At 40.9% G+C, this 22,144-nt stretch carries 28 protein-coding genes; 10 read left to right on the top strand and 18 right to left on the bottom strand.

Annotated elements, in window-relative coordinates:
• The first annotated feature begins 80 nt into the window (after positions 1-80).
• Positions 81-545, top strand: a complete 465-nt coding sequence (locus APA_RS00375) for a phycobilisome protein (protein ID WP_201320342.1) — start codon at positions 81-83, stop codon at positions 543-545.
• A gap of 83 nt (positions 546-628) precedes the next feature.
• Positions 629-1,204 (top strand): hypothetical protein, encoded by a 576-nt coding sequence (locus APA_RS00370; protein WP_201320341.1) that lies wholly within the window; start codon positions 629-631, stop codon positions 1,202-1,204.
• A gap of 54 nt (positions 1,205-1,258) precedes the next feature.
• Here APA_RS00370 and APA_RS00365 read toward each other — a convergent pair whose 3' ends face one another.
• The 3 genes from APA_RS00365 to APA_RS00355 are packed head-to-tail and all read right to left on the bottom strand — an operon-like array spanning position 1,259 to position 2,737.
• The gene (locus APA_RS00365; protein ID WP_236579342.1) at positions 1,259-2,281 is read right to left on the bottom strand and encodes a hypothetical protein; all 1,023 of its coding nucleotides are present in this window, start codon (positions 2,279-2,281) and stop codon (positions 1,259-1,261) included.
• 6 nt (positions 2,282-2,287) lie between these two features.
• Positions 2,288-2,500: a type II toxin-antitoxin system HicA family toxin gene (locus APA_RS00360; protein ID WP_201320340.1), complete on the bottom strand. Its 213-nt coding sequence runs from the start codon at positions 2,498-2,500 to the stop codon at positions 2,288-2,290.
• A gap of 12 nt (positions 2,501-2,512) precedes the next feature.
• On the bottom strand, positions 2,513-2,737 hold the full coding sequence (locus APA_RS00355) for a type II toxin-antitoxin system HicB family antitoxin (protein WP_201320339.1): 225 nt from the start codon (positions 2,735-2,737) through the stop codon (positions 2,513-2,515).
• 362 nt (positions 2,738-3,099) lie between these two features.
• Here APA_RS00355 and APA_RS00350 point away from each other — a divergent pair, with 362 nt between their 5' ends.
• The 7 genes from APA_RS00350 (at position 3,100) to APA_RS00320 (ending at position 11,527) form a co-directional block, all read left to right on the top strand.
• A complete protein-coding gene (locus tag APA_RS00350; RefSeq protein WP_201320338.1) occupies positions 3,100-3,738 on the top strand; it encodes a CDP-alcohol phosphatidyltransferase family protein in 639 nt (212 codons plus the stop codon).
• Entirely contained in the window at positions 3,729-4,682 is a 954-nt protein-coding gene (locus APA_RS00345; protein ID WP_201320337.1) for a phosphatidate cytidylyltransferase, read from the top strand. The genes APA_RS00350 and APA_RS00345 overlap by 10 nt, the downstream gene beginning before the upstream one ends.
• Positions 4,679-5,320, top strand: coding sequence for a lysophospholipid acyltransferase family protein (locus tag APA_RS00340; protein WP_201320336.1), 642 nt, complete (start codon positions 4,679-4,681; stop codon positions 5,318-5,320). Before APA_RS00345 ends, APA_RS00340 begins: the two co-directional genes overlap by 4 nt.
• 178 nt (positions 5,321-5,498) lie before the next feature.
• Complete coding sequence (locus tag APA_RS00335; RefSeq protein WP_201320335.1) at positions 5,499-6,359, top strand: class I SAM-dependent methyltransferase family protein; 861 nt, start codon at positions 5,499-5,501, stop codon at positions 6,357-6,359.
• Positions 6,360-6,615: 256 nt separating this feature from the next.
• Positions 6,616-7,692 carry a glycosyltransferase family 4 protein gene (locus APA_RS00330; protein ID WP_201320334.1) on the top strand — a complete coding sequence of 359 codons (1,077 nt, stop codon included), beginning with the start codon at positions 6,616-6,618 and terminating at the stop codon, positions 7,690-7,692.
• 68 nt (positions 7,693-7,760) lie between these two features.
• A complete protein-coding gene (locus APA_RS00325; protein ID WP_201320333.1) occupies positions 7,761-9,056 on the top strand; it encodes a glycosyltransferase family 1 protein in 1,296 nt (431 codons plus the stop codon).
• A 212-nt stretch (positions 9,057-9,268) separates the two neighbouring features.
• Positions 9,269-11,527 carry an amylo-alpha-1,6-glucosidase gene (locus APA_RS00320; protein WP_201320332.1) on the top strand — a complete coding sequence of 753 codons (2,259 nt, stop codon included), beginning with the start codon at positions 9,269-9,271 and terminating at the stop codon, positions 11,525-11,527.
• Positions 11,528-11,571: 44 nt separating this feature from the next.
• On the opposite strand, the gene APA_RS00315 is transcribed toward APA_RS00320, so the two are convergent.
• The 9 genes from APA_RS00315 to APA_RS00275 form a co-directional block, all read right to left on the bottom strand.
• Positions 11,572-12,273 carry a TMEM175 family protein gene (locus APA_RS00315; protein ID WP_201320331.1) on the bottom strand — a complete coding sequence of 234 codons (702 nt, stop codon included), beginning with the start codon at positions 12,271-12,273 and terminating at the stop codon, positions 11,572-11,574.
• Positions 12,274-12,393: 120 nt separating this feature from the next.
• Positions 12,394-12,903, bottom strand: coding sequence for a hypothetical protein (locus APA_RS00310; RefSeq protein ID WP_201320330.1), 510 nt, complete (start codon positions 12,901-12,903; stop codon positions 12,394-12,396).
• A gap of 202 nt (positions 12,904-13,105) precedes the next feature.
• Positions 13,106-13,405 (bottom strand): hypothetical protein, encoded by a 300-nt coding sequence (locus tag APA_RS00305; protein WP_201320329.1) that lies wholly within the window; start codon positions 13,403-13,405, stop codon positions 13,106-13,108.
• 71 nt (positions 13,406-13,476) lie between these two features.
• Positions 13,477-13,914: a hypothetical protein gene (locus APA_RS00300; protein ID WP_201320328.1), complete on the bottom strand. Its 438-nt coding sequence runs from the start codon at positions 13,912-13,914 to the stop codon at positions 13,477-13,479.
• Position 13,915: 1 nt separating this feature from the next.
• Entirely contained in the window at positions 13,916-14,269 is a 354-nt protein-coding gene (locus APA_RS00295) for a phage holin family protein (RefSeq protein WP_201320327.1), read from the bottom strand.
• A gap of 61 nt (positions 14,270-14,330) precedes the next feature.
• Positions 14,331-14,498 (bottom strand): YqaE/Pmp3 family membrane protein, encoded by a 168-nt coding sequence (locus tag APA_RS00290; protein WP_201320326.1) that lies wholly within the window; start codon positions 14,496-14,498, stop codon positions 14,331-14,333.
• Positions 14,499-14,675: 177 nt separating this feature from the next.
• On the bottom strand, positions 14,676-15,443 hold the full coding sequence (locus APA_RS00285) for a hypothetical protein (protein WP_201320325.1): 768 nt from the start codon (positions 15,441-15,443) through the stop codon (positions 14,676-14,678).
• 72 nt (positions 15,444-15,515) lie between these two features.
• Entirely contained in the window at positions 15,516-16,367 is an 852-nt protein-coding gene (locus APA_RS00280; RefSeq protein ID WP_201320324.1) for a ferritin-like domain-containing protein, read from the bottom strand.
• A gap of 86 nt (positions 16,368-16,453) precedes the next feature.
• Positions 16,454-17,179 (bottom strand): ferritin-like domain-containing protein, encoded by a 726-nt coding sequence (locus APA_RS00275; protein WP_201320323.1) that lies wholly within the window; start codon positions 17,177-17,179, stop codon positions 16,454-16,456.
• A 312-nt stretch (positions 17,180-17,491) separates the two neighbouring features.
• Here APA_RS00275 and APA_RS00270 point away from each other — a divergent pair, with 312 nt between their 5' ends.
• Complete coding sequence (locus APA_RS00270) at positions 17,492-18,829, top strand: MFS transporter (RefSeq protein ID WP_236579341.1); 1,338 nt, start codon at positions 17,492-17,494, stop codon at positions 18,827-18,829.
• A 132-nt stretch (positions 18,830-18,961) separates the two neighbouring features.
• Here APA_RS00270 and APA_RS00265 read toward each other — a convergent pair whose 3' ends face one another.
• The 6 genes from APA_RS00265 to APA_RS00240 form a co-directional block, all read right to left on the bottom strand.
• Positions 18,962-19,264: a hypothetical protein gene (locus APA_RS00265; protein ID WP_201320322.1), complete on the bottom strand. Its 303-nt coding sequence runs from the start codon at positions 19,262-19,264 to the stop codon at positions 18,962-18,964.
• Between the two features lie 95 nt (positions 19,265-19,359).
• Positions 19,360-19,512 carry a lmo0937 family membrane protein gene (locus APA_RS00260; protein ID WP_201320321.1) on the bottom strand — a complete coding sequence of 51 codons (153 nt, stop codon included), beginning with the start codon at positions 19,510-19,512 and terminating at the stop codon, positions 19,360-19,362.
• Positions 19,513-19,599: 87 nt separating this feature from the next.
• Positions 19,600-19,881 (bottom strand): 4a-hydroxytetrahydrobiopterin dehydratase, encoded by a 282-nt coding sequence (locus APA_RS00255; RefSeq protein ID WP_201320320.1) that lies wholly within the window; start codon positions 19,879-19,881, stop codon positions 19,600-19,602.
• A gap of 213 nt (positions 19,882-20,094) precedes the next feature.
• Positions 20,095-20,277 carry a CsbD family protein gene (locus APA_RS00250; RefSeq protein WP_201320319.1) on the bottom strand — a complete coding sequence of 61 codons (183 nt, stop codon included), beginning with the start codon at positions 20,275-20,277 and terminating at the stop codon, positions 20,095-20,097.
• A 278-nt stretch (positions 20,278-20,555) separates the two neighbouring features.
• Positions 20,556-21,317: a sterol desaturase family protein gene (locus tag APA_RS00245; RefSeq protein WP_201320389.1), complete on the bottom strand. Its 762-nt coding sequence runs from the start codon at positions 21,315-21,317 to the stop codon at positions 20,556-20,558.
• A gap of 250 nt (positions 21,318-21,567) precedes the next feature.
• On the bottom strand, positions 21,568-22,144 hold a 577-nt coding region (locus APA_RS00240), incomplete at its 5' end, for a YggT family protein (RefSeq protein ID WP_236579339.1).

Below are 22,144 nucleotides of genomic sequence, written 5' to 3'. Positions count from 1 at the left end.
AGGTTTTTAAGATTGTATGAAGAAGTTTGATTTCAAGTCTATTTCAAGTTTTAAGAATTAACTAAACAGAGGTAATAAAAATGATTACATTACTAGAAAACGTACTGAAGAATGCTGATGGAAACTACGTTGACGCTAAAGATTTTCAGCTTTTAGACAAGACTTTGTCCACTTGGCAGGCTCGTAAACTAGCCTACAGCGCCATAGAGCGCAAGGAGTCAGAAATCATTAGCCATGCCGTGACAGCTATGAGAAATGGAGATCGCTTTGAAGCTAGACCGATGGATACACTGGGTGTAGATCGATGCCAACGTGATATGACCTTGGGATTGCGCTGCCTTGCTCTTGCCATGCTCTTTGAAGATGCAGAAATGCTTAAAGATCGGGTGCTTTACTGGCAGCAGAATATCTTTCTGGCTATGCAGCTAAACTATCAAGGCTACAAGTTTCTAGGGGAGGCAATTAAGGCGCGACTGCCCGAAAATCAAGTAGAATTGATGACTCCCTATGTGCAAATGGCTCATGAAATGATGAGTGGTAAGTAAGAATAATTATTTTTTGTGGCGCATCTCTGCCGCGCCACAAAAAAATAGTTCTTTTTTGTTGTAAATCTCTAAGGAAAATAATCATGAATTCAACCAAAGTACGTCCTGCGTCATTACCCTCCAACTACTTTTCACCCAGAGCATATGTACAGTCTGACTCAGCCTCTGGGCTTTTAGCCAATCGAGATGGAAAACGTTTGATCGCAATTCCAGAAGTCTTGCTCAATTGCATTCATGAAACGTTATTGGCTGAGGCTGGGGAAGCTGCTTCGATGGCTTTTTACACCTTTGGATATAGTTGGGGCAAGTCTTTTTACTCTAGAGTTTCTAAGGAAATTGAAGGTTATTATGGAACTGCGATCGCAAATATGAATGCTCCAGAGTTTTTCGCGATCTTACAGCAGCTTTGGGGAGTACATGGGCTAGGCAAAATCATTGTTGATTTCACTCATGCTCAAGATGGACTTTTGCTAGTGACAATCGAGAATTCAGGAATATTGAAAATCAATACTAACGCTGAGGTTAAATCTTTTAGTGTGGAGGCAGGTTTTTTAGGAGGGTGGTTTTCTGCTCTCACTGGTCAAGATTTGATGGCTAAGGCGACAGAGTGGGATCTTAATTCAAAGCGTATTCAATATATGGTTGAAGTCAAAACATAAAACCCAAAAGAGAGTGGCGGTGCTTTGCGCCGCCACTCTCTTTTGGGTTTACGGCTATAATTTTTGCATATCAAGTTTGAGAAAGCGATCTACTGCTTGATACATCCAATAGAGAGGCATCTTCGGATCGGAACTAGTCTTCTGAAATCCTAAAGCTCCAGCTAACGCGGCATAATTGGGGTGAATGATTAAAGTGTACATATCCCATAGATTCGGGAAATCTTGCTGCATTCTCTGGAGAGTTTGTTGAGAATCTAGCAAAAGGCTAGGCTGAGATGCCTGTCGATATTCACTATCAATCACCCAACTCCTCACAAAAATAGACTGACAGGTTTCATCTCCTGCCAAAGCCATCTGAAAAGGATCGATATCAGAAACTTGACTCAAATGCAGTCCGCGACTAGGAGGCTCAAAAAACTTTATTTCTGATTCCCGTTTAGTCGGATAGAAAGCATAAAACCCAACAGGGTTTTGATTGTCACCACGACGCAATACTCGTAAGCCTGTCGCATATTGACTAGCCCAATCGCGGAGAATATTGGCAATGCGATAGGTGACTGCATCGTTATTGCGATTGAGCCAGTTGTAGTTACTAGCTAACAAATTTGCGATCGGAATTGCATCGCTGCGAGGGTCAAATGGCTCGATCTCAAAGCTTATATTTAAGTTGAGAGTTTCACTTTTAAGCAGATCTGGCAGTGGTTGAATTTTTACTTGGGTGCAGTTGCCGTCAAACTGTTTTTGAATTAGCCCCAGATCAACCAACTTATTAAGCATCATCCCCGCCGAGCGATCGCCTCCGCGATCTTTGTCGCTGTAAAACACATCTGCGGCTTCGAGACAACTACATTCAACCCATCCTTGTGGAAACGATAACTCTGTAAGTGGTGGTTTCGGAAGCACCTTTCGCGCTTGGCAATCTTTTAAAAATAAGTAGAGCGCTAGTCGCACAAAGCAATCGGCTCTGCGCCGCGTCATCCCGATACGCCGTAGTAGCAACACTACATAATGTTGTTGGATCATTTCTGGAAGCCACTGTTCAAGGGCTTCGGGACGAATTGCTGGCGAGATTGGCATATTTACTTATAGGTTTGCTGGTTTCAGTCCCGTTTTCTTCGCTATACGAGCAAGCATTTTTGTCCCAATTTCATCGCTGTCTCTAAAAGCAAAAACATAATCTTCCCAACCTTCTCTCTCTAAAATTTTGTGAGATCCTGACTGTCGTTTGACTTTCCATCCAATTTTTTCTAGCCCAGATAATACTTTTCTGGCTTTTACTGATGACCAGTGACTCATTTGATAAATTCTCTATGCTGCAACAAATTCAAAACTCGTCAAACCAAAAGCCATTTCTCCATGTTCTAATTTATCAGCTATGACTCTCAAAGCTAGAGCTTGAGCTTTAGTTATTGCCTGTTGTTGAGAGTTGCCATACACAAGAACCCCTGAAATTTCTAAGATTTCAGCAATCCAACGAGTATCGTCTTCTTGTTCAGTTTCGATGGTGAAATAATTAGAGATAGGTTTTAGCATAACGTTTTAAGGAAAAGGGAAAAAGGAAAAAAAGATAAGGTTAATGATGATTGCTATTTTAGCAAAAAAAACAAGTAATACCAATTTTTGAAGGTGTGGGGACACTTTCGAGAATTAAAAAACAAACTCAGTAAGGGTTTTCAAAAGCTGAAAATGGCGTAGCCATTTTCAGCTTTTGTATATATTTGTACCGAGGGCGCTGATCTATTCACAAAAATTGTGATCGCCTAGTCTATAAACATATTTAAAAAACTTCGCCCTACTTCGATCTACTTCGAGGCGATCGCAGTCTGCTCGATCAAGTCATTCTCATTACAGGGGGACAGGTTGCATGATTAGCTCATGAGTTTTCGGAGAAGCTAATGATTTCAATCTACCAAGCCAAATCAGCCTTTCAAAATCTGCTCCGTCCATTAGTAACCCAATTGGCAACATGGCAAATTTCTCCTAACCAAGTTACGGGAGCGGCGATTTTTTTGTCAGGGGTTACGGGACTAGTACTTGTGCAAAGTACACAACTCGCGAATCCTTTTTTGCCCACGACGCAACTGGTTCTCTGCTCTCTGCCGATCGCCTTATTAGTACGCATGGGGCTGAATGCGATCGATGGAATGCTGGCTCGCGAACATAATCAGAAATCAGCATTGGGCTGCATTCTTAATGAGATGGGAGATGTCATATCTGATGTTTTTCTCTATCTACCATTTGCTCTAATTGCTGGTATTTCTGCTCCCTTGATTGTTGGAATTGTAATATTAGCGATCGCTTCGGAAATGGTCGGGGTCTTGGGCTATGAGATTGACCATAAACGCCATTACGAAGGCCCAATGGGCAAAAGCGATCGCGCCTTTGTATTTGGCTTAATTGGTTTGCTCCTTGGCTTAGGGGTTGCTCCTTCTCAATGGCTCAACATCCTTTTAATTGGAGTGATTTTTCTGCAAATTTGGACAATTATTAATCGCACTCAAGGAATGTTACAGGAGGTTGAATCATGGAAATAAATTTAGCTGCACCAGTGTTATATACTCTCGCTGGAATTTTTGGATTACTTACGATCGCCACCCTTACCGTCCTCGGTTTAGCTTTAAGTCATTGGGATACAGACTATAGCGAACTAAATGCTCGTATCAAATCTTGGTGGGTGATGGTGACTATTTTTAGCCTCGCCATATTGCTGAAACATCCCGTTTCCATCATCTTTTTTATGTTTCTCAGTTTTATCGCTCTCCGAGAATATTTCTCTGTAATTCCCACGCGCTTTAGCGATCGCCGAGTTTTACTCTGGGCCTACCTTGCCATAGTCCTCCAATATTTTTGGATTTACATTGGCTGGTACGGAATGTTTTTAATCTTCATTCCCATCTATATGTTTCTGTTCCTACCGATGCGCATGTTGCTCAACGGCGAGACTGAAGGGTTTCTGAATGCGATCGGGACAATTCATTGGGGACTCATGCTGAATGTATATACGATTAGCCATCTCTCTTACCTAATCATGCTGCCACTGAGCGGCAATCCGATCGCCGGTGGTACAGGCTTATTAGTGTATTTATTACTGCTGACTGAAATCAACGATATTTCTCAATATATCTTCGGCAAGCTATTTGGCCGCCATAAAATCATTCCCAAAGTCAGTCCCAATAAAACTGTAGAAGGATTGCTAGGAGGGATTTTGACAACCACAGGATTAGCGATCGCATTAGCACCTTGGTTAACTCCCTTTGATTTAATCCATGCTGGTTTTCTAGGACTACTGCTCAGCCTGACAGGATTCATCGGTGATGTGAATATCTCTGCGCTAAAAAGAGATTTGGGCATTAAAGATAGTGGCAATCTGCTCCCAGGACATGGCGGCATCTTGGATCGCATTGATAGCCTCACTTACACCGCTCCTCTGTTTTTCCACTTCACAGTTTACTTTTACTTCCACGGACAATTGCTATGAAACAAATTATTAGCGTCATCTTCTTTCTGACCACAAAAATCATCGTCTTAGTCTTACTAGGATTGCGCATCCAACATCGGGAGAGATTGCCCACAACTGGCCCCGCAATTCTAGTCGCTAATCACAATAGCCATCTGGATACCCTTGTTCTCTTGTCGCTATTCCCCTTGTCAAAGGTGCAGTATCTTCGTCCCGTCGCCAATGAAGAATATTTTCTACAACAAAATCCTTGCTTAGCATGGTTTGCACGTCACATTCTACATATTATTCCCGTTTCAACTGAATCGGGTAACTGCCGAGACAATAGCTGCAACCATCGCAATTTCTTTAAAAACTGTGCCGATGCGATCGCCGAAAATCAGATTCTTATTCTCTATCCTGAAGGCACTAGAGGCACTCCTGAAAGCATCGGTGAGTTTAGAAGTGGCATCTCCCATCTAGCCAAGCAACATCCTCATGTACCGATTGTTCCCATTTTTCTTCATGGTCTCGGCAAAGCTCTCCCCAAAGGCGACTTCCTCATCGTCCCATTACTCTGCTCGATCTGCATTGGTGAAGCTATGTACTGGAATGGACAAAAACAAACCTTTCTCCAGCAACTAACAGAGCGTGTACAGGCGCTATCAGCAGAAAGATAAACCAAGAACTCAAGTTCTTGGCTAAAAGCTAAAGTCGTTTGAAACCGACTGAAGAAATTCAACCCGTTTCAACGGGTTTTAGCTTTTAGCCCGCACTTGAGTGCAGGGCTACTACTAAGCCTTATTCAATCTACTTTTTCCTTTTTCCTTTTTCCTTTTTCACCCCCCAGAGGTTTTCATGCTACAAAAATCATTCCCCACCTACGAACAACTCTTGCTTCCCCTACCGATCTGGAATCCTAAAGCTTGGTACTACGGATTGATGAATCTCTCTCTCAAAACCATTGGCAAACTATCGCAAGGCATTCAGATCGGCTTTCAGTATGGCTTTGATTCTGGTGTGATGCTGGAGTATGTTTATAAAAATCAGCCCAAGGGCCTTACACCTCTAGGAACTCTCATTGACTGGTTCTATCTCAACTCTCAGGGATGGCGCGGCATTAGATCGCGATCGCAGTTGATGAAAACCACACTTCGCAATGTTTTACAGTCCTATCAACAACAAAATATTCCTTGTCATTTGTTGGATGTTGCTTGTGGTGGTGGTCGCTACGATCTAGAGGTGTTGCAAGAATTTGAAAATTATGCGATCGTTGCCACCTTGCGTGATTACAAATTAGAGAATGTTACCAAGGCTCGTCAGTTAGCGACGCAATTCGGAGTTACCGCTCAGATCGAACAGGCTGATGCGTTCAATGACGAAGATCTTGATCGGGTGTTGCCAAGACCAAACTTGGTAATTGTTTCAGGACTACATGAGATTTTGCCAAATGACGCACTGATTAAAAATCACTTTCGGCAACTCTATCGAATTCTCGATCCATCAGGAACGCTGATTTTCACGATTCAGCCGCAACATCCTCAGCTAGAAATGATTGCTCGCACTTTGCCAGCTCATACTGGACTTCCTTGGGTAATGCGGGTGCGCTCTTGGGAACTCATTCGCCAATGGGCTGAAGCGGCTGGTTTTCAAAACTTTCAGGTGCAAATGGAACCCAATGGTATTTTTGGAGTTGTGACGGCTGAAAAGCAAATCTGAGTTGCGTACCTTGGCGTAATACAAGACTAAAACCCAAAAAAGCAAAGCGCCCGCTTAGCGGGCGTTTTGCTTTTTTGGGCTTTAAGATTTCCTTCTCTATAAAGTTTTAATACATTCATATACAACTCATATAATCCAATGTTTTAGATATACATTATCTAAAACATTGCTCAGATATAGTTTCCTTAAGTAAGACAACAACCTTTAGAAGCAGCCGTAATCGCCTGTGATAAAAGTTATAAACAGGAGATTCATAATGAGAATTGCCCAAGTTTCACCACTATGGGAGCAGGTTCCTCCCCCAGCTTATGGAGGCACTGAACTCGTAGTAAGTTTGCTTACAGAAGAGCTAGTCAAGCGTGGACATGAGGTCACTTTATTTGCGTCAGGTGACTCTACGACCTCAGCAAAATTAGAATCAGTTCATCCCAGAGCTTTGCGTTTAGATACTAGTGTTAAAGATCCAACTATCTACGACATGCTCAATATGGCGCGGGTCTATGAGAATGCCGATCAATTTGACATTATTCATTCCCATGTCGGTTGCGTAGCGCTTCCCTACTCAAATCTAGTAAAAACGCCTACAGTTCATACGCTGCATGGTATCTTTACTGCCGATAATGAGAAGCTATTTACTCATGTGCGTAAACAACCCTTCATCAGTATTTCTAATTCACAGAGGGATATGAGTTTAGGGCTAAACTATGTATCTACCATTTATAACGGTATTGACACGAACACTTTTAGCTTTTATCCCCAGCCAGAGCATCCACCGTATCTGGCTTTTTTGGGTAGAATGTCACCTGAAAAGGGAGCGCATTTAGCAATTGAAATTGCGAAACGATCTGGATGGCATCTGAAGATGGCTGGAAAAATCGATCCTAACCCCATAGATTTAGAATATTTTGAACAAAAAATTCGACCCCATATTGATGGAAAACAGATCGAATTTCTAGGCGAGGCTAATCATCAGCAAAAAAACGTTCTCATGGGTGGAGCCGTAGCAACGCTCTTTCCGATTACATGGAAAGAGCCATTTGGACTAGTGATGATTGAGTCGATGGTCACTGGGACACCTGTAATTGCGATGAGTTTGGGTTCAGCACCTGAAGTGATTGCCGATGGAGTGAGTGGATTTCTTTGCCATACCGTTGTTGAGTGTATAGATGCGATCGCGAAGGTAGCCAAGTTAGATCGCTATAACTGTCGAGAACATGTCCTGATTAATTTCACCGTAAAACGGATGACAGATGGATATGAAGCTGTCTATCAGAAGATTTTGGGAGCAAAATACTCTCGAAACGGTCAAAAGCGAGATCTAGTAATGCAATAGGAACTCATTAGAGACTGGTCGGCACGTTGCGCTGACCAGTCTCTAAATAAAAAAAGGAGAGAAATATTATGCTTAGTTTAAATAGACAGGCGATCGCACTCATTTCCGATCATGCTGACCCTGCGGCAGATGTTGGTCGGGAAGAAGCGGGCGGACAAAATGTATATGTGCGCCATATTGGCGAGACTCTTGCCGCACTGGGTTGGCAGGTGGATATGTTTACTCGCAAAGTCTGTGCTGACGATCAAGATATTGTTCAGCATTCGCCTTATTGCCGAACGATCCGACTCAAAGCTGGAGCCGAAGCATATATTCCTAGAGATAAATTGTTTGAACATATGCCAGAGTTTGTGAGTTCATTTCAATCATTTCAAAGGACTCAAGGTTTAAATTATCCATTGGTTCATACTAATTACTGGCTGTCTGCTTGGGCTGGAATGGAGTTGCAAAAAACTAGTGGTATCCAGTTGGTACATACTTATCATTCTTTAGGAGCCGTGAAATATCAATCTCAGGTTAAAATCCCGCAAGTTGCGAGTATTCGTTTGAGGATTGAGCGCGAGATTCTAGAACGGGCTAATTGTGTTGTGGCAACTAGTCCTCAAGAGCAAGAAACTTTGCGATCGCTTGTTTCGACCCTTGGTCAAATTGAGATTATTCCTTGCGGAACTGATACTGATAACTTTCGGTTGACATCTAAAACTCATGCACGGGCAAAATTGAAATTAGGGAGCCTTGAGAAAGTAGTTCTCTATGTTGGTAGATTTGATGAACGGAAAGGTATTGAGACTTTGGTGAGAGCTTTTGCGCTATTAAAAGAACAGGATATCCAAAATCTCAAGCTGATCATTGTCGGTGGAAGTTCCATAGATATGCCTGATGGTGATGAGAGAAAAAGGATTGAAAATATTGTAGATGAATTAGGATTGACGGATTCCACGATTTTTACAGGTAGGATTGGGCATGATATTTTGCCGCTTTACTATACTGCCGCTGATGTTTGTGTGATTCCTAGCCACTATGAACCCTTTGGGCTAGTGGCGATCGAGGCAATGGCTTGCGGTGTACCTGTGGTCGCTTCAAATGTGGGTGGTTTGAAATTCACGATCATTCCTGAAGAAACTGGGCTTTTAGTTGAGCCGAAAGATGTCGAAGCTTTTGCTAACGGTATTCATCGGATTCTTTTTGATGAGTTATGGGTCAGAAAAATGCGGAAGCAAGCATCAGCAAATGTCAATCAGCGATTTAGTTGGACTGGAGTAACCATTCAGTTGAGTGAACTTTATCGTCATGTTTTGGCGCGATCGATTATGCATGAGCAGGCTTGGAGTTACAAAATGCCAATCATGAATAAGTCAGCCTGAACTGGATTGGCGGCGCTTTGCGCCGACAATCTTAATTCTTAAGAAACCATTTAAGAATTACTTTCTGTGGTCAAAAGCCCTAAGAGATCTCCCTCAATCCCCCTTAAAAAGGGGGAAGAATTAAATTCTCCCCCCTTTTTAAGGGGGCTGGGGGGATCTAGACAATTCTTATATGAGTTCTAAAATCAAGAAATTAATATCCCCACAACATAATGCCTGAAACCATTGAAATCGCTACAATTGAAGTTGATGGGAGAAAATATATTCCTATCGATAAAACGCTAATTACACCATGGATTTGTGTAATTGGTGAACATCCTATTTCTACGCTGACCTTGAAAGATGATGATTTATTCTTGATTACTGATACATTGGGAAATATTTCTGACCTTAGCTGTCGCATCGGTGGGCTTGAAGACAGCATGGGCTTATTTTGTCGCGATACAAGGTTTCTTAGTCGTTTAGAACTACAAATTGATGGGCGATCGCCTATTGCTTTTAGCAGCACGGCTCGCAAAGGCTTTGCGATGACAGTTTTGTGCTCAAATCCGGAGATTGACAATAAAAAAGATGGTCAAATTAAAGCAGAAACCATAGACATCCATCGAGAAATTGTGATCAAAGGTGGTTTTTTTGAGGAGACCACAATAACTAACTACAATACACATCCAGTTAGTTTTACCCTTAGTCTAAGCTTTGATGCTGATTTCTTAGATTTATTTGAAGTGCGAGGATCTAAGCGTGAGAAAAGGGGCAGTTTCCTACACTATTTGCCAAATCTAGATCAGAAATCTTCTGAAGCATTACCTAAAGAAATAGTTCTCGCCTATGAAGGATTAGATGGTTCTTTGATGGAATCGCGGATTCAATTTAGTTCTTTTCAGCCTCAAGAAATTCAAAGCTATACGGCTATCTGGCATTTAGATTTGGCGGCTCATGAATCTAGAACTTTGGGATATCGGATTCATTTATTTACTAATAATCGCCCGACTTCAATTGTCAATATCCCTGAAACATTTGCACAGGCAAAAACGGAGGAGTTATTAGAAGAGAAACTCTGGACGGAGCAAATCACCAAAATTCAAACTGATAATAAATCTCTGAATCAAGTGATTGATCGCGCTGTACAGGATATTTATTTGCTAAGACAAACATCAGAAAAGAATAATTTTCTCTCGGCGGGAGTTCCTTGGTTCTCGACTTTATTTGGAAGAGATTCGATCATTTCGGCATCTCAAACCTTAATTTTAGACCCCACGATCGCCCGTGATACACTCTCGATTTTAGCTCACTTCCAAGGCAAAGTTGATAATGAATGGCGCGATGAACAGAAAGGGAAAATACTCCATGAAATCAGGCTTGGAGAGATGGCTCGTTGTCACGAAATCCCCCATACTCCTTACTATGGTACTGTTGATGCTACTCCTCTTTGGTTAATGCTCTATGCCGAATATTTTGCTTGGACTACTGACCAGACAACGTTAGATCGGCTATGGCCAAATGCGCTTTCAGCGATGGCGTGGATCGATCGCAACTGTCAAGAAACGGGCTATCTCATTTACCATCGCGCCTCTAAAAAAGGTTTACTCAATCAAGGCTGGAAAGATTCTGAGAATTGTATTGTCAATAGCAAGGGAGAACTTGCTGAAGGGGCGATCGCCCTTTGTGAGGTGCAGGGCTATGTTTATGCGGCAAAGATCCGCATGAGTGAGGTGGCCGAGAAAAGGCAATTATTTGATTTAGCTGAACTCTGGCGATCGCAAGCAAGAGATTTAAAATTGCGGTTCAATCAAGATTTTTGGATGCTCGATCAAGATTATTGCGCTCTGGCTCTTGATGGACGAGGTAAACCAGTTGATAGTATTACTTCTAACCCCGGACATTGCTTAAATTTAGGCATCTTCGATCACGAAAAAGCGATCTCTGTAGCGGCGCGTTTAAATGCGCCTGATATGTTTAATGGTTGGGGAATTCGTACTCTTAGTAGTCTCTCTCCTGCCTATAATCCGATGGGGTATCATATTGGTTCTGTCTGGCCCCATGATAATAGTCTGATTGCCCTTGGTATGCGATCGCATAATTTGGTGAAGCAATCACTGCGGATTACGCAAGGCTTAATTGATATGACGATTGCCCAACCCTATAACCGTCCCCCTGAGCTATTATGTGGCTATGAGCATGATGGTTTTAGTTTGCCAGTGCAGTATCCTGTCGCTTGTTCACCCCAAGCTTGGGCAACGGGAACAATATTTCAATTGATTTCGATCATGGTCAATTTTGCACCTGATGCTCCCAATAATAAACTTCACATTATCGATCCCTGTTTGCTAAGTTCTATTAGCCATCTATCGATTCACAATTTACGGATTGGACAGACCTTGCTAGATCTAGAGTTTGAGCGTTCTGGAGATACTACGGCATGTCGAGTCAGCAAAAAACGCGGCAATGTCCGCGTAATCATCGAAGCTTAGGTGCTCAAAACCAAAAAGAATGAAAGTGCCGCAAAGCCGCACTTTCATTCTTTTTGGTTTTGTTGATCGAACTTGTGGGATTGATGAAAAATTGCATTCATTCTTAATGCTCCTGCAAGTGTGGCTAAACCGTAAAGGGCTATACTCACTGAAATACTAAAGAATGAAGCTTCAATCCCGATCGCATAGCTGAGTGGAACCAATAAAAATGTTTTTTGGACAGAGCGGACTAGCCTTCGATTTAGACCTTCATCAATCAAACGATTTTTTCGAGTTACATATTCCCAATCTAAATATTGAATTACTCCAGTAACGAAGAGATTTATGCCATAAAAAGTAGTTGCTGAACGATGAGAAAGGTTTTCTCCTAACAATGATGCTGAAAAAGGAATTAATGAAATTGACATCAAAAATAATAGGTTGAGCCAAATATGAGCACGATCAGATCGTGAAATATAGTGCGATACCATTTGATGCTCAAACCACAGTAGCCCCAAGATCATAAAACTAAGAAAGTAAGTGAAAAACTTCGGGATAAGTGCAATCAGCTCCTGAGTCAATTCGGCATCTGAATTTACATGAAATGTTTTGATATCTAGTACTAGCAGAGTTAATGCGATCGCGAAAAAAGCATCGACTAAAGCATCAATACGGTGATTGCTAATGTCAGCACTTCCATTTTCCGAAGGAATTGTATTCCTTGAGCCTCTGAATAGATTGACAAAATTGAATGAGGGAAAACGCATTTTCTGTCACTAGTGGTTATACCAATCCTCGAAGGTGTGGCCACAGTTTCGAGGATCAAAAATCAAATTCAGTAAGGTTTTTGGATTCTCAAAATGGAGTTGCCATTTTGAAGATTGGGGTTATTTCCGACCAAACCATTTAGCCGCGATCGCACCTAACGCAGCTCCCACAAGAGGATTACTCAGGAATTTTACAAGTGCAGGTTGAATTGCCAAAACTTCTTGGAAAATATCAGGATGCGAGTGGTAAGTAAAACTAGCCAACTTAGCAACATCATCTGATGTCATGCGGCTAGGATTATGGCTAGACAATCCTAATTGCTGTTCAATAGCACGCTCATTCAGACCACGCTTTTTTAGATGTTTGAAGAATTCTCTGGCTACGTCATCTCGTTGGTTGGGGTGAATCCCTGCGACCGCCTTTTGTAATTCTGGCTCCATTTCTGCTGGAGTAATACGATCTTTCTGAAAGAGATCGCTAAATAGATTGCGGCGTTCTTCGCGGGAAGATCTTTGGGCAAAATCATCAAAGTTTTGATAATTTTCTGACTCTTCAGGGAGAATTTCTTTGTTTCCCTCTGCCAAATCTTTCATGACTTGGTTTTTATATTCATCGCTAGTGTTTGGCATAGTTATTATGTTAATAAATGATTCAAAAGAGCTAATACCAATCCTCAAAATGGCGTTGCCATTTTGAGGATTCAAAAACCTTGCTGGGTCTTTAGAGACCATTTAAGAATTGTCTAGATCCCCCTCAATCCCCCTTTTTAAGGGGGTTTGAGGGGGATCTCTTAGAGTTTTTAGCGCCAGAAAGTAATTCTCAAATGCTTTCTTAAGTAGTTCCTGCTTTGTCCCAAGCATCTCGAACTGCATCTATAACCTTGACCCAAGCTAATCCCGTCTCAGCTTTTTGGGCTAAAATTGCTTCATAGTCTAGTTTGAGTTCTGCTTCAGCTTCATCAAAGCTCTTGCCAAGATAGCGATCGTAGCCTTCATGCCCAGTTTGATAAGCAGGTTGATAGTCTGCATAGGGAGTCTTTTTGTCAATGTAAGGACGAGTACCATGATTCTCTCGCCAATAAGCATCATAGGAATCATTGGGATTAATGGAAGTTGTGTTTTGATTATCCATAATTTATCTCAAGTAAAATATCAATCAAAATTGAGTAATGTGAGGCGCTTTGCGCCTCACATTACTTACTCTTAACTTGCTTGCTGATAATCAATTTGCTGGGACTGAGTATCATATCGAGCAGTTAAAATTAGCTTCTTATCAGGAGCATAGATTAAAATAGTTAGGTCTTGATTAGGGGAATTGTGTCGGAAACCTTGGACTAATGATTTGGTTAAAGCTTTTACTTCAGTTGGTAAAACTTTAGGCGAAATCACGACTCCTAGCTTGTTGCGATCGCGCACATAAGCATCCTTAATCAAGCCTTGACCAGTCTTAATCACCCAATCGCCAAAATCCTGACCTGCGGCAGAATTGCCGCGCTCTAATTGACTATACTCCGAATTCTGATTCGTCATTACTGGATTAGAAGTTTTAGTTTGAGAAGATCCACAAGCACTTGTGAAGGTCAAAATCAGCATTAAAGCTAAGACTAATAATGTTTTCCGAACATAATAAAAAATGTTCATACTAGCCGACTCCTTTCTCAACAAAGTACTTGTTCAAGAAAGTACTAACAAAAGATAGAACAATTGGAGCTAAAATCAAGGCTAATAGTCCATTCATCGTAAACCCAGGAACGATAATCGAAGCCAACCAGAGTAATATTCCATTTACAATAAACGAAAATAATCCTAAAGTAATAAAGGTGATTGGTAGAGACAGAAGTTTAACAACTGGTCCAATAAAAGCATTGACAAATCCAATCACGACCGCTGCGATTAAAGCCGCTGGGAAATTCGCAATATCTACACCTGGCACAACCATATCGACAACTAGAAGTCCTAGAGCCGTTGCCAGTATCGTTACAAAGTATCCAACCATATTTTTTCTCCCGATGTTTGTTGGTAAGGTGAAGATCATGCTGCGCTTCATGCTGCACGATCTATTGGTCTTGCTGTTTAGTAATTGCCCAAATAGCGTGAATAATGCCTGGAACCCAACCCAATAGAGTTAGCCCAATATTGATTAAAAAAGTAGTACTGAAGCCGTAAGTTAGGAAAACCCCAAGGGGTGGAAGTAGAATTGCGAAAACAATTTGGATTAGTTTCATAGTTGAGTACTCTTTGCAATGAAATGGAATTAATCTGATTGATCGATTACAATGCTTTGCGCTAAAAGCAGAACTAATATTTTTGTTAAAAGTACTGCGAAGCCGTACTTTTAACAAAAATATTAGTTGTCGGCTAATTGATTTAGTAGGGGTAATTCATGAATTACCCCTACTAAATCAATGCTTAATGCCAACACCCTTACTTTCCCAAAGGTCTTGTAAATGCTGTTTAACTTCTTGCTCTTTACGGGCTGCGGCTGTACCAAGCTCACCGATATTAGTTTCAATATCGGTAACTTTTTGCTGCAAAGGCGTTGTATCGCTTGCTTCTGCTTCGGTCTTTTGCTTGCCATACCAAGTTTTAGCGTTTTCCCATTGTTGCTTAATCTCGTTGTAGCGATCGCCATAACGAATGGCAAGTTTTATATCTAAATTGGCAAGTTGAGCTTTGAGCTTGAGATATTGCTCTTGCAAAATTCCCGACTCTTGATGTTCTTGGACAGTATCGACTGCAAGATTAATCGCTGCTGAATCGTCATCAATCAGATTATTCGATTCTGAATCTTTGATATCAATCAGGATTTCACTACTTTCGCGATCCAATTGTTCCTGCTGCCAATCCAATTGAGTTTGAATCTCTAACAGTTTCGCTCGGCGTTGATTGAGTGCTTGCTGTCGATGATAAGTGCTTCCTTCGATGGCTCCTTCAATAGAAGCCGTGATTTTCTCGGTGGTGTCCTTTCCACTTCCTTTCAAGTCAGCAATTATCGTAGAAATAGCATCTTTGACAATCAAACCGATCTCACCACTGCCTTCTCTTAGCTCAGCTACTGTCTGTCCGACCGCATCTTTGACAATTTCGCGAATGTGTTCAGCCCGAATCTTACCTTCTCCCTTTGCCTTGGTGAGATTGGTTGTAATCTTTTCTTTAACTGGATTAGGCATAGTTAATGTTTCCCATGTTATATAAGAGTTTTGCCGTAGGTGCTATTCATGAATAGCACCTACGGCTATTGCTTACCATAAACCCCGAACTGGTGCTGGAGGTTCATTTGTAGTTGGAGTGGTGGGTACTTCACTTGGTTGATTAGTAGCGACATTTAAAATGGGGCCGACTAAAGCAAGTACCTCATCTCTAGTCGCATAACCATCAAAAGCATCCAGATTAAATGGAATTGGAGAACCAGAGCGATTCTCGTTATAGATCACTTCACTAGGACTTGCATTAGTCGCAATCCAAGGACGTACATCTGCTCCTAACAGCATCTGGCGTAAAAATCTGATGCCAGCAGCATGACGAGCTTCTACGCTATGGATTTCCAAGGCAGCCGCTAAAATCGGTTTACCTGCATCACCTGCGGCAAGCAAATTCTGAACCTGTCCTTTATAAGCCGCCACGCCAAGATCTTCCACATATTGACCTGCCAATAGAAAATCGGTAGGATTAGCAAAAGGATCGCGACCTAAGATCGCACTATAGTTGGGATTTGCAGGAATTTTAATTGCTTCAGGTTGACCACCAATAGAGCGTAATGCAGCCGAAAGATCAGTTACATGTTTAGCTTCATCTTCGCCATAAGAAGCGATCGCATCTTTGGCAATTTGAGGTGCCGAGACTAAACCTCCATTTACAGACGCATCAGCAGCACGGCGGTAAAAGTCTGCTTCAAGCTTTTCTAAGGTGAGCGCATATTCTGCTACTTCTTTAGGGCTTAGCACTGCATCCTGAGCATAGGCTGGAGCAGGTGGACTGAAGAACAAGAACAAAAATAGTAAAGGAATAAGTGCCAAGCTGAACTTGATAGGGCGTATGGCTCTACAAGCTAGGTTCTTGAGGCTCATTCTCAAAGTGACGTAGTAAGATGTCATATCGTCTGCGACCTTCTGTATGAATATATTTGCAACTGTATTTGGAAGTGAATAATTTGAGGGTGAACCCATGGTTAGCGCTTTAGTTAAGCAACTAGAGACCCACCAATAGAATTGTTGAGTATATTTAGCGAACCAACAATGGCGACAATTTGTTTCGGCGTATATAGTTCGTCATAAGCTCGTCCTTTAAATGGATTGAGTGTAGAATTTAAGTCTGCATCCTTAACAAGGCGATCGCTATCAGGTTCTGTGGTTGGTTTACTGAGTAAAGCGCGCACACCAGCCGCGTGTCGGGCTTCTACAGAAACGATCGAACCAGCAGCGAGAAGAAATACGGGGTTGGTTAGGCTTGGCCCTGCACCGTTATAAGCATGAACACCAACATCTTCTAATGTAACGGCAGTATTTAAAATACTATCGCGGCTAGCCAGAAGATTATTGAGGGTGGATTGGTTAAAACTTAAATCTTGAGTAGTAAATAGAACTTGGTCAGCTAGAACGCTGCGTAAAAATGTGACATGAGCGGCTTCTTGACCACCCAAATATCGCATATACTCCATTTCTTTGCTGCTGGTAATTTTGCCCGAACTGACAACGGCTGCATAAAAAGCAGCTTCTAGTTCTTCCAATAACAAGGCAAAGTTGAGAATACCAATGTCATTAGCATTAAATGTAAGAGTCTTGCCACGGCTGCTTGTTTGGGCATTAATTGCTCTAGGCATAACCGCGATCGTTAGAGCACCAAGTCCATAAATCCCCCATTTGATTAGGGAACGCCGTGATGTTGAAGGTAGTTGCCTACTGTTCATATATTAAGATCTCCTAAATAATGACACATAAAATTTACGTACTCAAACGTATCGTTACAGATAGATGTTTGACATAATGTATATCCAGATGTTTAAGAACGATGGAACTGCTTGATTTGTATGAGAATGTTGTAAATCTTTATCAATAATCCAAAAATTAGAATTAGAATTGATTCTGTCGAAGCAACTATAGGACTTACGCAAAAGAACGAAATGTAGGGGCAATTCATGAATTGCCCCTACGATGAAATGCTGATTTTAAGCCATTTTTGCGTAAGTCCTAAACTAGATAAGAGCAATTGTAGGTTTGTTTTGACAATTGAAACGCACACTAAAGAAGTAGACAAAGACCATAAAGTATCAGTTCGCACTAGCCTCAGAGCATCGACTATTGATGGTGGTTTATCAACAATTTTTAGTAATATTACTGGGGGTGTCTTACTGAGTAGCTTTTTGCTGGATTTGGGCGCGAGTCCATTTGAAATTGGGATGGTCTCGTCTCTGCCAATGCTAGCAAATCTCTTACAGCCGCTAGGAGCATTATTATCTAATCGCTCTTATAGTCGTCATGATTATGGAATTTGGACATTTTTACCATCTCGACTACTTTGGCTAGTTCTACTTGTATGTCTTATCTTTAAAGGTGCAAATGCCGGGGTCTCCGAACAACTTGTGTATTTGACCTTAACTTTGGTTGTTGCTTCCAGCATTTTTGCAGCGCTAGGTAGCGCTTCTTGGATGAGTTGGCTGGCGGCATTAGTTCCGTCAAAACTGCGTGGGCGATATTACAGCATTCGTAATGTTGTCAGTAATATCGTGAGTTTGCTTTGTCTACCGATCGCGAGTTTTGTTGTTTCCTATTGGCAAGGTGGTGCGATCGCAGGTTATGGAATTGTCTTAAGTATTAGCATCCTCGCAGGTTTAGCGAGTTTAGCCTGTCAGCAATTTATGATCGATATTAATCCTCAAAAATATCAAACTCCCTGTCAAGTAGAATACGAGCCTGAAAGTGATCAAACGAATTATCTAGCAGATCTATTCAATGGTTTGATTAATAATTTAATCTCTCCATTTAAAGATCGCAATCTGATTGTTTTTCTAATCTATTTCGCATTCTGGGGATTTGCGGTTAACCTCAGCACACCATTTTTTAATCTCTATATGTTAGAAAATCTTGGTGTTGATATAACTTGGGTAACTCTGTTTAGCAGTCTAGGCAGTGGTGCAAATATGCTGATGTTATTAGTATGGGGAAGACTAAGCGATCGCGTTGGCAATCGACCTTTATTAATATTTGCTGGGCTAGCGATCGCGATTACGCCGTTATTTTGGTTGTTCACAGGAATACCCCAAGTCCAATCACAGTTATGGATCTATTTACTAATATTTCATCTCTTTTTGGGTGGAGCTTGGGCGGCAATTGATTTAGGAAGTAATAACATCCAGATTGCGATCGCCCCGATTCAACATCATGCAACGTTCTTTGCGATCGCCTCTGCGATCGCAGGTATAGGTAGTGCTCTAGGAACGACAGTAGGTGGAATCTTAGCGCAGAACGCTCATTATGAAGGAATCTTTGGTGTATTTTTTCTCTCCGCAATTCTGCGTTTAGTAGCTGTTATTCCTTTACTATTCGTTCGCGAGAAATAATAAATATTACCAATTTTCAAAAAACTTACTGGGTTTGTTATATCAATGCAAATTTTGTCTAGGATATAAAACCAAAAAAATAATGGCGGCGCGAAGCGCCGCCATTATTTTTTTGGTTTTGATTTATTTATATTAAACAGCTCGAATATCCCATCCAGTCAACTCATCTACAGAAAAGATTTGACCAATGTTAATAGCTTGTGTTCCTCGCTCTCGAACCTGATCAATCTGCTTATTTCCATGATCATTGACCTCAGTAATTCTAAAAACTACTTTCTCAGCCTTTTCGATCACTATTCCCTCAAAAGAAATATCGGTGGATAGGGTTCCAATTGGATCTGGACGATCGGGAGACTGAGGAAATTCAGATCCTCTAAGTATCTTTCCAACTACTTTTCCATCCAACTCAAATGCTTTTTGTGTATTAGTCTTCATGATTTCCTAGTATTACTTAATATGGCAGCAACTAGAGGTTAGGATAGGCAGCGCTTTGCGCTGCCTATCCTAACCTCTAGTTGAATACCCGCTGATTAGATTGTTCGCCCTATCAATAAGTTGTAGACAACTCCAATCACGGCTAAAACCAAAAGTATATGGATTAAGCCGCCACCAATGTTGATTGAGAATCCTAAAACCCAGAGAATAAGAAGTACACCAACGCCAGTCCAGATTAGATTTAACATAATTTTCTCTTTACTAGTTAGAGTGAATTGATAGAAATTTAATATCCTGTAGATGAGATGGGTGGCGCAAAGCGCCACCCATCTCATCTACAAATCATTGATTTTTTGAGCTAAATCAATATCTAGATTACTGATGCCATCTACATCATGGGTAGCTAAATCAATTACTACACGGTTATAGACATTAAACAATTCGGGGTGGTGATCCATTTTGTCGGCAGCAAAAGCCACTTTGGTCATAAAGGCAAAAGCAGCGACAAAGCTATCAAACTTGAAAGCTCTATTTAGCTTTCCATCAACAACTTTCCACTCAGGTAGTTTTGCGATCGCTGTGGTAATTTCTTTGTCCGTCAACTTCTGTTTAGTCATAAAAAATAATTATGATGGGATGGTTTTATACCAATTCTCAAAATGACAATCCTATTTTCAATAAATTAAAACCCAAGCCCAGCAAGGGTTTTAATTTATTGAAAGACAATCATACTTTCGGGAATTAGTATTGCGATCGAGATATTCAAGATTGTGTCCACGTCAAAGTCGGGGACACAATCTTGAACCGCAAGATGCTATAGCAAAAAACTACTAGTCAATAACTTTCTTGACTTCGTCTTTGACATCTTCAGCAGCATGGCGAACTTTTGCCTCAGCTTGCTTTGCCTTGCCTTCTACCTGATTTTTAGTGTCACCAGTCAGATCCCCGACTGCTTCTTGCACTTTGCCTTCAACATTTTTAGCTGTTGCTTTAGCTCTATCTTCTAAACTCATGATTGACTCCTTAATTTGGTTTGAGAACTATTTGCCAGAGTCAAATTAATAACTCTGGAGTTCTAAGACCACTGTGACAGCCGACCGTTTGATTTTCTGAATGAATTGATTGAATACGATACAAATCGTAATCACTAAATAAAGAGTGATGTGTTATGCACATCACTCTTTAAGTACATTGGCAAAATCAAAAACCAAGACCAATAACTGTACCGCCCGCGCAGTGGGCGGTACAGTTATTGGTCTTGGTTTTTGATTTAATTTTGCTTAGCTACATATTATTTCTTAGAAGATTGTTCATTAAATCTCCTCTCATAACTAGCGTCTTGAGTATTTAAGAACCTATCCCAGAAGGTGAAATAAAGACCATAATGGAAAGTGTACTTGAGATGATGGATCGAATGATGGGCTGGACCAATGAACCACTTACCTAGCCAATGGTGAGGAAATGATAGAGGAAATCGATCAATTCCTAGATGATTTAACACTGCCCAGATCGTCATTGTAGTCAGCACTGCAATTAGAGTAATGAAATGTAGTGGAATGATCAAGACAATACCGACTAAAAAAAGAGAGCTAATGATCGCCTCTAAAGGATCAAATGCAAAGGATGTCCAAGGAGTGGGATAGCGAGATCGGTGATGCCCCTGATGTAACCAATGAAAAAGTGATGGGTGGTGAAATAAGCGATGAGTGAAATAGAAATAGGCATCTTGCAGAATCAACACTAGACCATAACTTATACCTAGATACCAAAGTCCATACTGTTGTGGATCGCTGTAGATGAGTGTGAGGTTCCAACCATATCCCGATACGATCAATGCTGAGGCGATCGCAAACACGGCTGCCGAAAGTACAGAAAGTTCAATGTCCCGTTTAATCGATTGCCAAGAAGGATTCTGTTGTAGCTTTTGTTCCTCTAAAGACTGACGCAAGAGCCAATAAAAGCACAAATACGTTCCCCCCGCCACCAGAAAATATCTGCCGAGAATAATTCCAAAAAAAGCAACACCATAAAACCAAAATGAGTGATCTAGCAATTTAGCCTCCCTATCTTTATATCTTGCATTCACACTCCTCCACAAAATTTTTCTGTTAAACAAATCCTAATAACTTTATTGAAAATATTGCTAAGCAATATTTTCAATAAAGTTATTAGGATTTTCCTATAGCGCTTTGCGCTCAAACCCGAACCAATAATTTTTTTAAAAGTGTTGTAAAGCAACACTTTTAAAAAAATTATTGTGGTTCGGTTGATCGTAAATTGCTGTAAATCGCGAAACGTTGTGCTTATACTCTATTATAAAAAATAAATCTGACTAAGGAAATCAGCAGATAGCTCAAAATTGCATAGGCGATAATTGCAATTATAATATTCAAATCAAATATGTTCGCGCCACCATCTGAAGTAGGGCTAATAAATAAAGTAGAAAATGGAGCAATAAATGGTGCGGATAAGTTATTAATGAATCTAGCAAATTCATTTTGAGTATTAGCCCCAGACAAACGCAATACAAACCTTAACATCAGTAATAGTTCTATTATTCCTCCCAGCCAATAAATAGTATTAACTATCCAATAATAAATACCACTGCGCTGCGCCTTTCCTAGACGATCTTCCTCTTGTCTAAGACGAAAAGTCTCTTCGTCTTGTCTTAGATCTTGCCGTCTTTCAAGATTGTTTTCATCCCGTTGATTGTCGTTCATTTTTAAACCATTGATTTTTTTGTTAGGACTAAAGCTATTAGCCTTAGTCCTAACATGACAGGTAGTTGTGTGATGCTCTGTGTGAATTGATTGAATACGATACAAATCTTCATCTAATCCAACTTCACCACGATATAAAAACCAAAAATGTTGCGGCGGG

This window comes from Pseudanabaena sp. lw0831, from assembly GCF_016584665.1.
Classification (GTDB): Bacteria; Cyanobacteriota; Cyanobacteriia; order Pseudanabaenales; family Pseudanabaenaceae; genus Pseudanabaena.
The sequence above is the reverse complement of the archived record's forward strand: the minus strand, read 5'-3'. Positions and strand labels throughout refer to the sequence as shown.

Bases quoted from the DNA above. Each gene is read 5' to 3' on its own strand.
- APA_RS00340 (WP_201320336.1), top strand. From the start codon at position 4,679: ATGAAACAAATTATTAGCGTCATCTTCTTTCTGACCACAAAAATCATC.
- APA_RS00260 (WP_201320321.1), bottom strand. From the start codon at position 19,512: ATGTTAAATCTAATCTGGACTGGCGTTGGTGTACTTCTTATTCTCTGG.
- APA_RS00320 (WP_201320332.1), top strand. From the start codon at position 9,269: ATGCCTGAAACCATTGAAATCGCTACAATTGAAGTTGATGGGAGAAAA.
- APA_RS00250 (WP_201320319.1), bottom strand. From the start codon at position 20,277: ATGAGTTTAGAAGATAGAGCTAAAGCAACAGCTAAAAATGTTGAAGGC.
- APA_RS00315 (WP_201320331.1), bottom strand. From the start codon at position 12,273: ATGCGTTTTCCCTCATTCAATTTTGTCAATCTATTCAGAGGCTCAAGG.
- APA_RS00300 (WP_201320328.1), bottom strand. From the start codon at position 13,914: ATGAACATTTTTTATTATGTTCGGAAAACATTATTAGTCTTAGCTTTA.
- APA_RS00360 (WP_201320340.1), bottom strand. From the start codon at position 2,500: ATGAGTCACTGGTCATCAGTAAAAGCCAGAAAAGTATTATCTGGGCTA.
- APA_RS00375 (WP_201320342.1), top strand. From the start codon at position 81: ATGATTACATTACTAGAAAACGTACTGAAGAATGCTGATGGAAACTAC.
- APA_RS00325 (WP_201320333.1), top strand. From the start codon at position 7,761: ATGCTTAGTTTAAATAGACAGGCGATCGCACTCATTTCCGATCATGCT.
- APA_RS00370 (WP_201320341.1), top strand. From the start codon at position 629: ATGAATTCAACCAAAGTACGTCCTGCGTCATTACCCTCCAACTACTTT.
- APA_RS00275 (WP_201320323.1), bottom strand. From the start codon at position 17,179: ATGAACAGTAGGCAACTACCTTCAACATCACGGCGTTCCCTAATCAAA.
- APA_RS00290 (WP_201320326.1), bottom strand. From the start codon at position 14,498: ATGAAACTAATCCAAATTGTTTTCGCAATTCTACTTCCACCCCTTGGG.
- APA_RS00350 (WP_201320338.1), top strand. From the start codon at position 3,100: ATGATTTCAATCTACCAAGCCAAATCAGCCTTTCAAAATCTGCTCCGT.
- APA_RS00365 (WP_236579342.1), bottom strand. From the start codon at position 2,281: ATGCCAATCTCGCCAGCAATTCGTCCCGAAGCCCTTGAACAGTGGCTT.
- APA_RS00335 (WP_201320335.1), top strand. From the start codon at position 5,499: ATGCTACAAAAATCATTCCCCACCTACGAACAACTCTTGCTTCCCCTA.
- APA_RS00295 (WP_201320327.1), bottom strand. From the start codon at position 14,269: ATGGTTGGATACTTTGTAACGATACTGGCAACGGCTCTAGGACTTCTA.
- APA_RS00355 (WP_201320339.1), bottom strand. From the start codon at position 2,737: ATGCTAAAACCTATCTCTAATTATTTCACCATCGAAACTGAACAAGAA.
- APA_RS00330 (WP_201320334.1), top strand. From the start codon at position 6,616: ATGAGAATTGCCCAAGTTTCACCACTATGGGAGCAGGTTCCTCCCCCA.
- APA_RS00285 (WP_201320325.1), bottom strand. From the start codon at position 15,443: ATGCCTAATCCAGTTAAAGAAAAGATTACAACCAATCTCACCAAGGCA.
- APA_RS00255 (WP_201320320.1), bottom strand. From the start codon at position 19,881: ATGACTAAACAGAAGTTGACGGACAAAGAAATTACCACAGCGATCGCA.
- APA_RS00265 (WP_201320322.1), bottom strand. From the start codon at position 19,264: ATGAAGACTAATACACAAAAAGCATTTGAGTTGGATGGAAAAGTAGTT.
- APA_RS00280 (WP_201320324.1), bottom strand. From the start codon at position 16,367: ATGACATCTTACTACGTCACTTTGAGAATGAGCCTCAAGAACCTAGCT.
- APA_RS00310 (WP_201320330.1), bottom strand. From the start codon at position 12,903: ATGCCAAACACTAGCGATGAATATAAAAACCAAGTCATGAAAGATTTG.
- APA_RS00305 (WP_201320329.1), bottom strand. From the start codon at position 13,405: ATGGATAATCAAAACACAACTTCCATTAATCCCAATGATTCCTATGAT.
- APA_RS00345 (WP_201320337.1), top strand. From the start codon at position 3,729: ATGGAAATAAATTTAGCTGCACCAGTGTTATATACTCTCGCTGGAATT.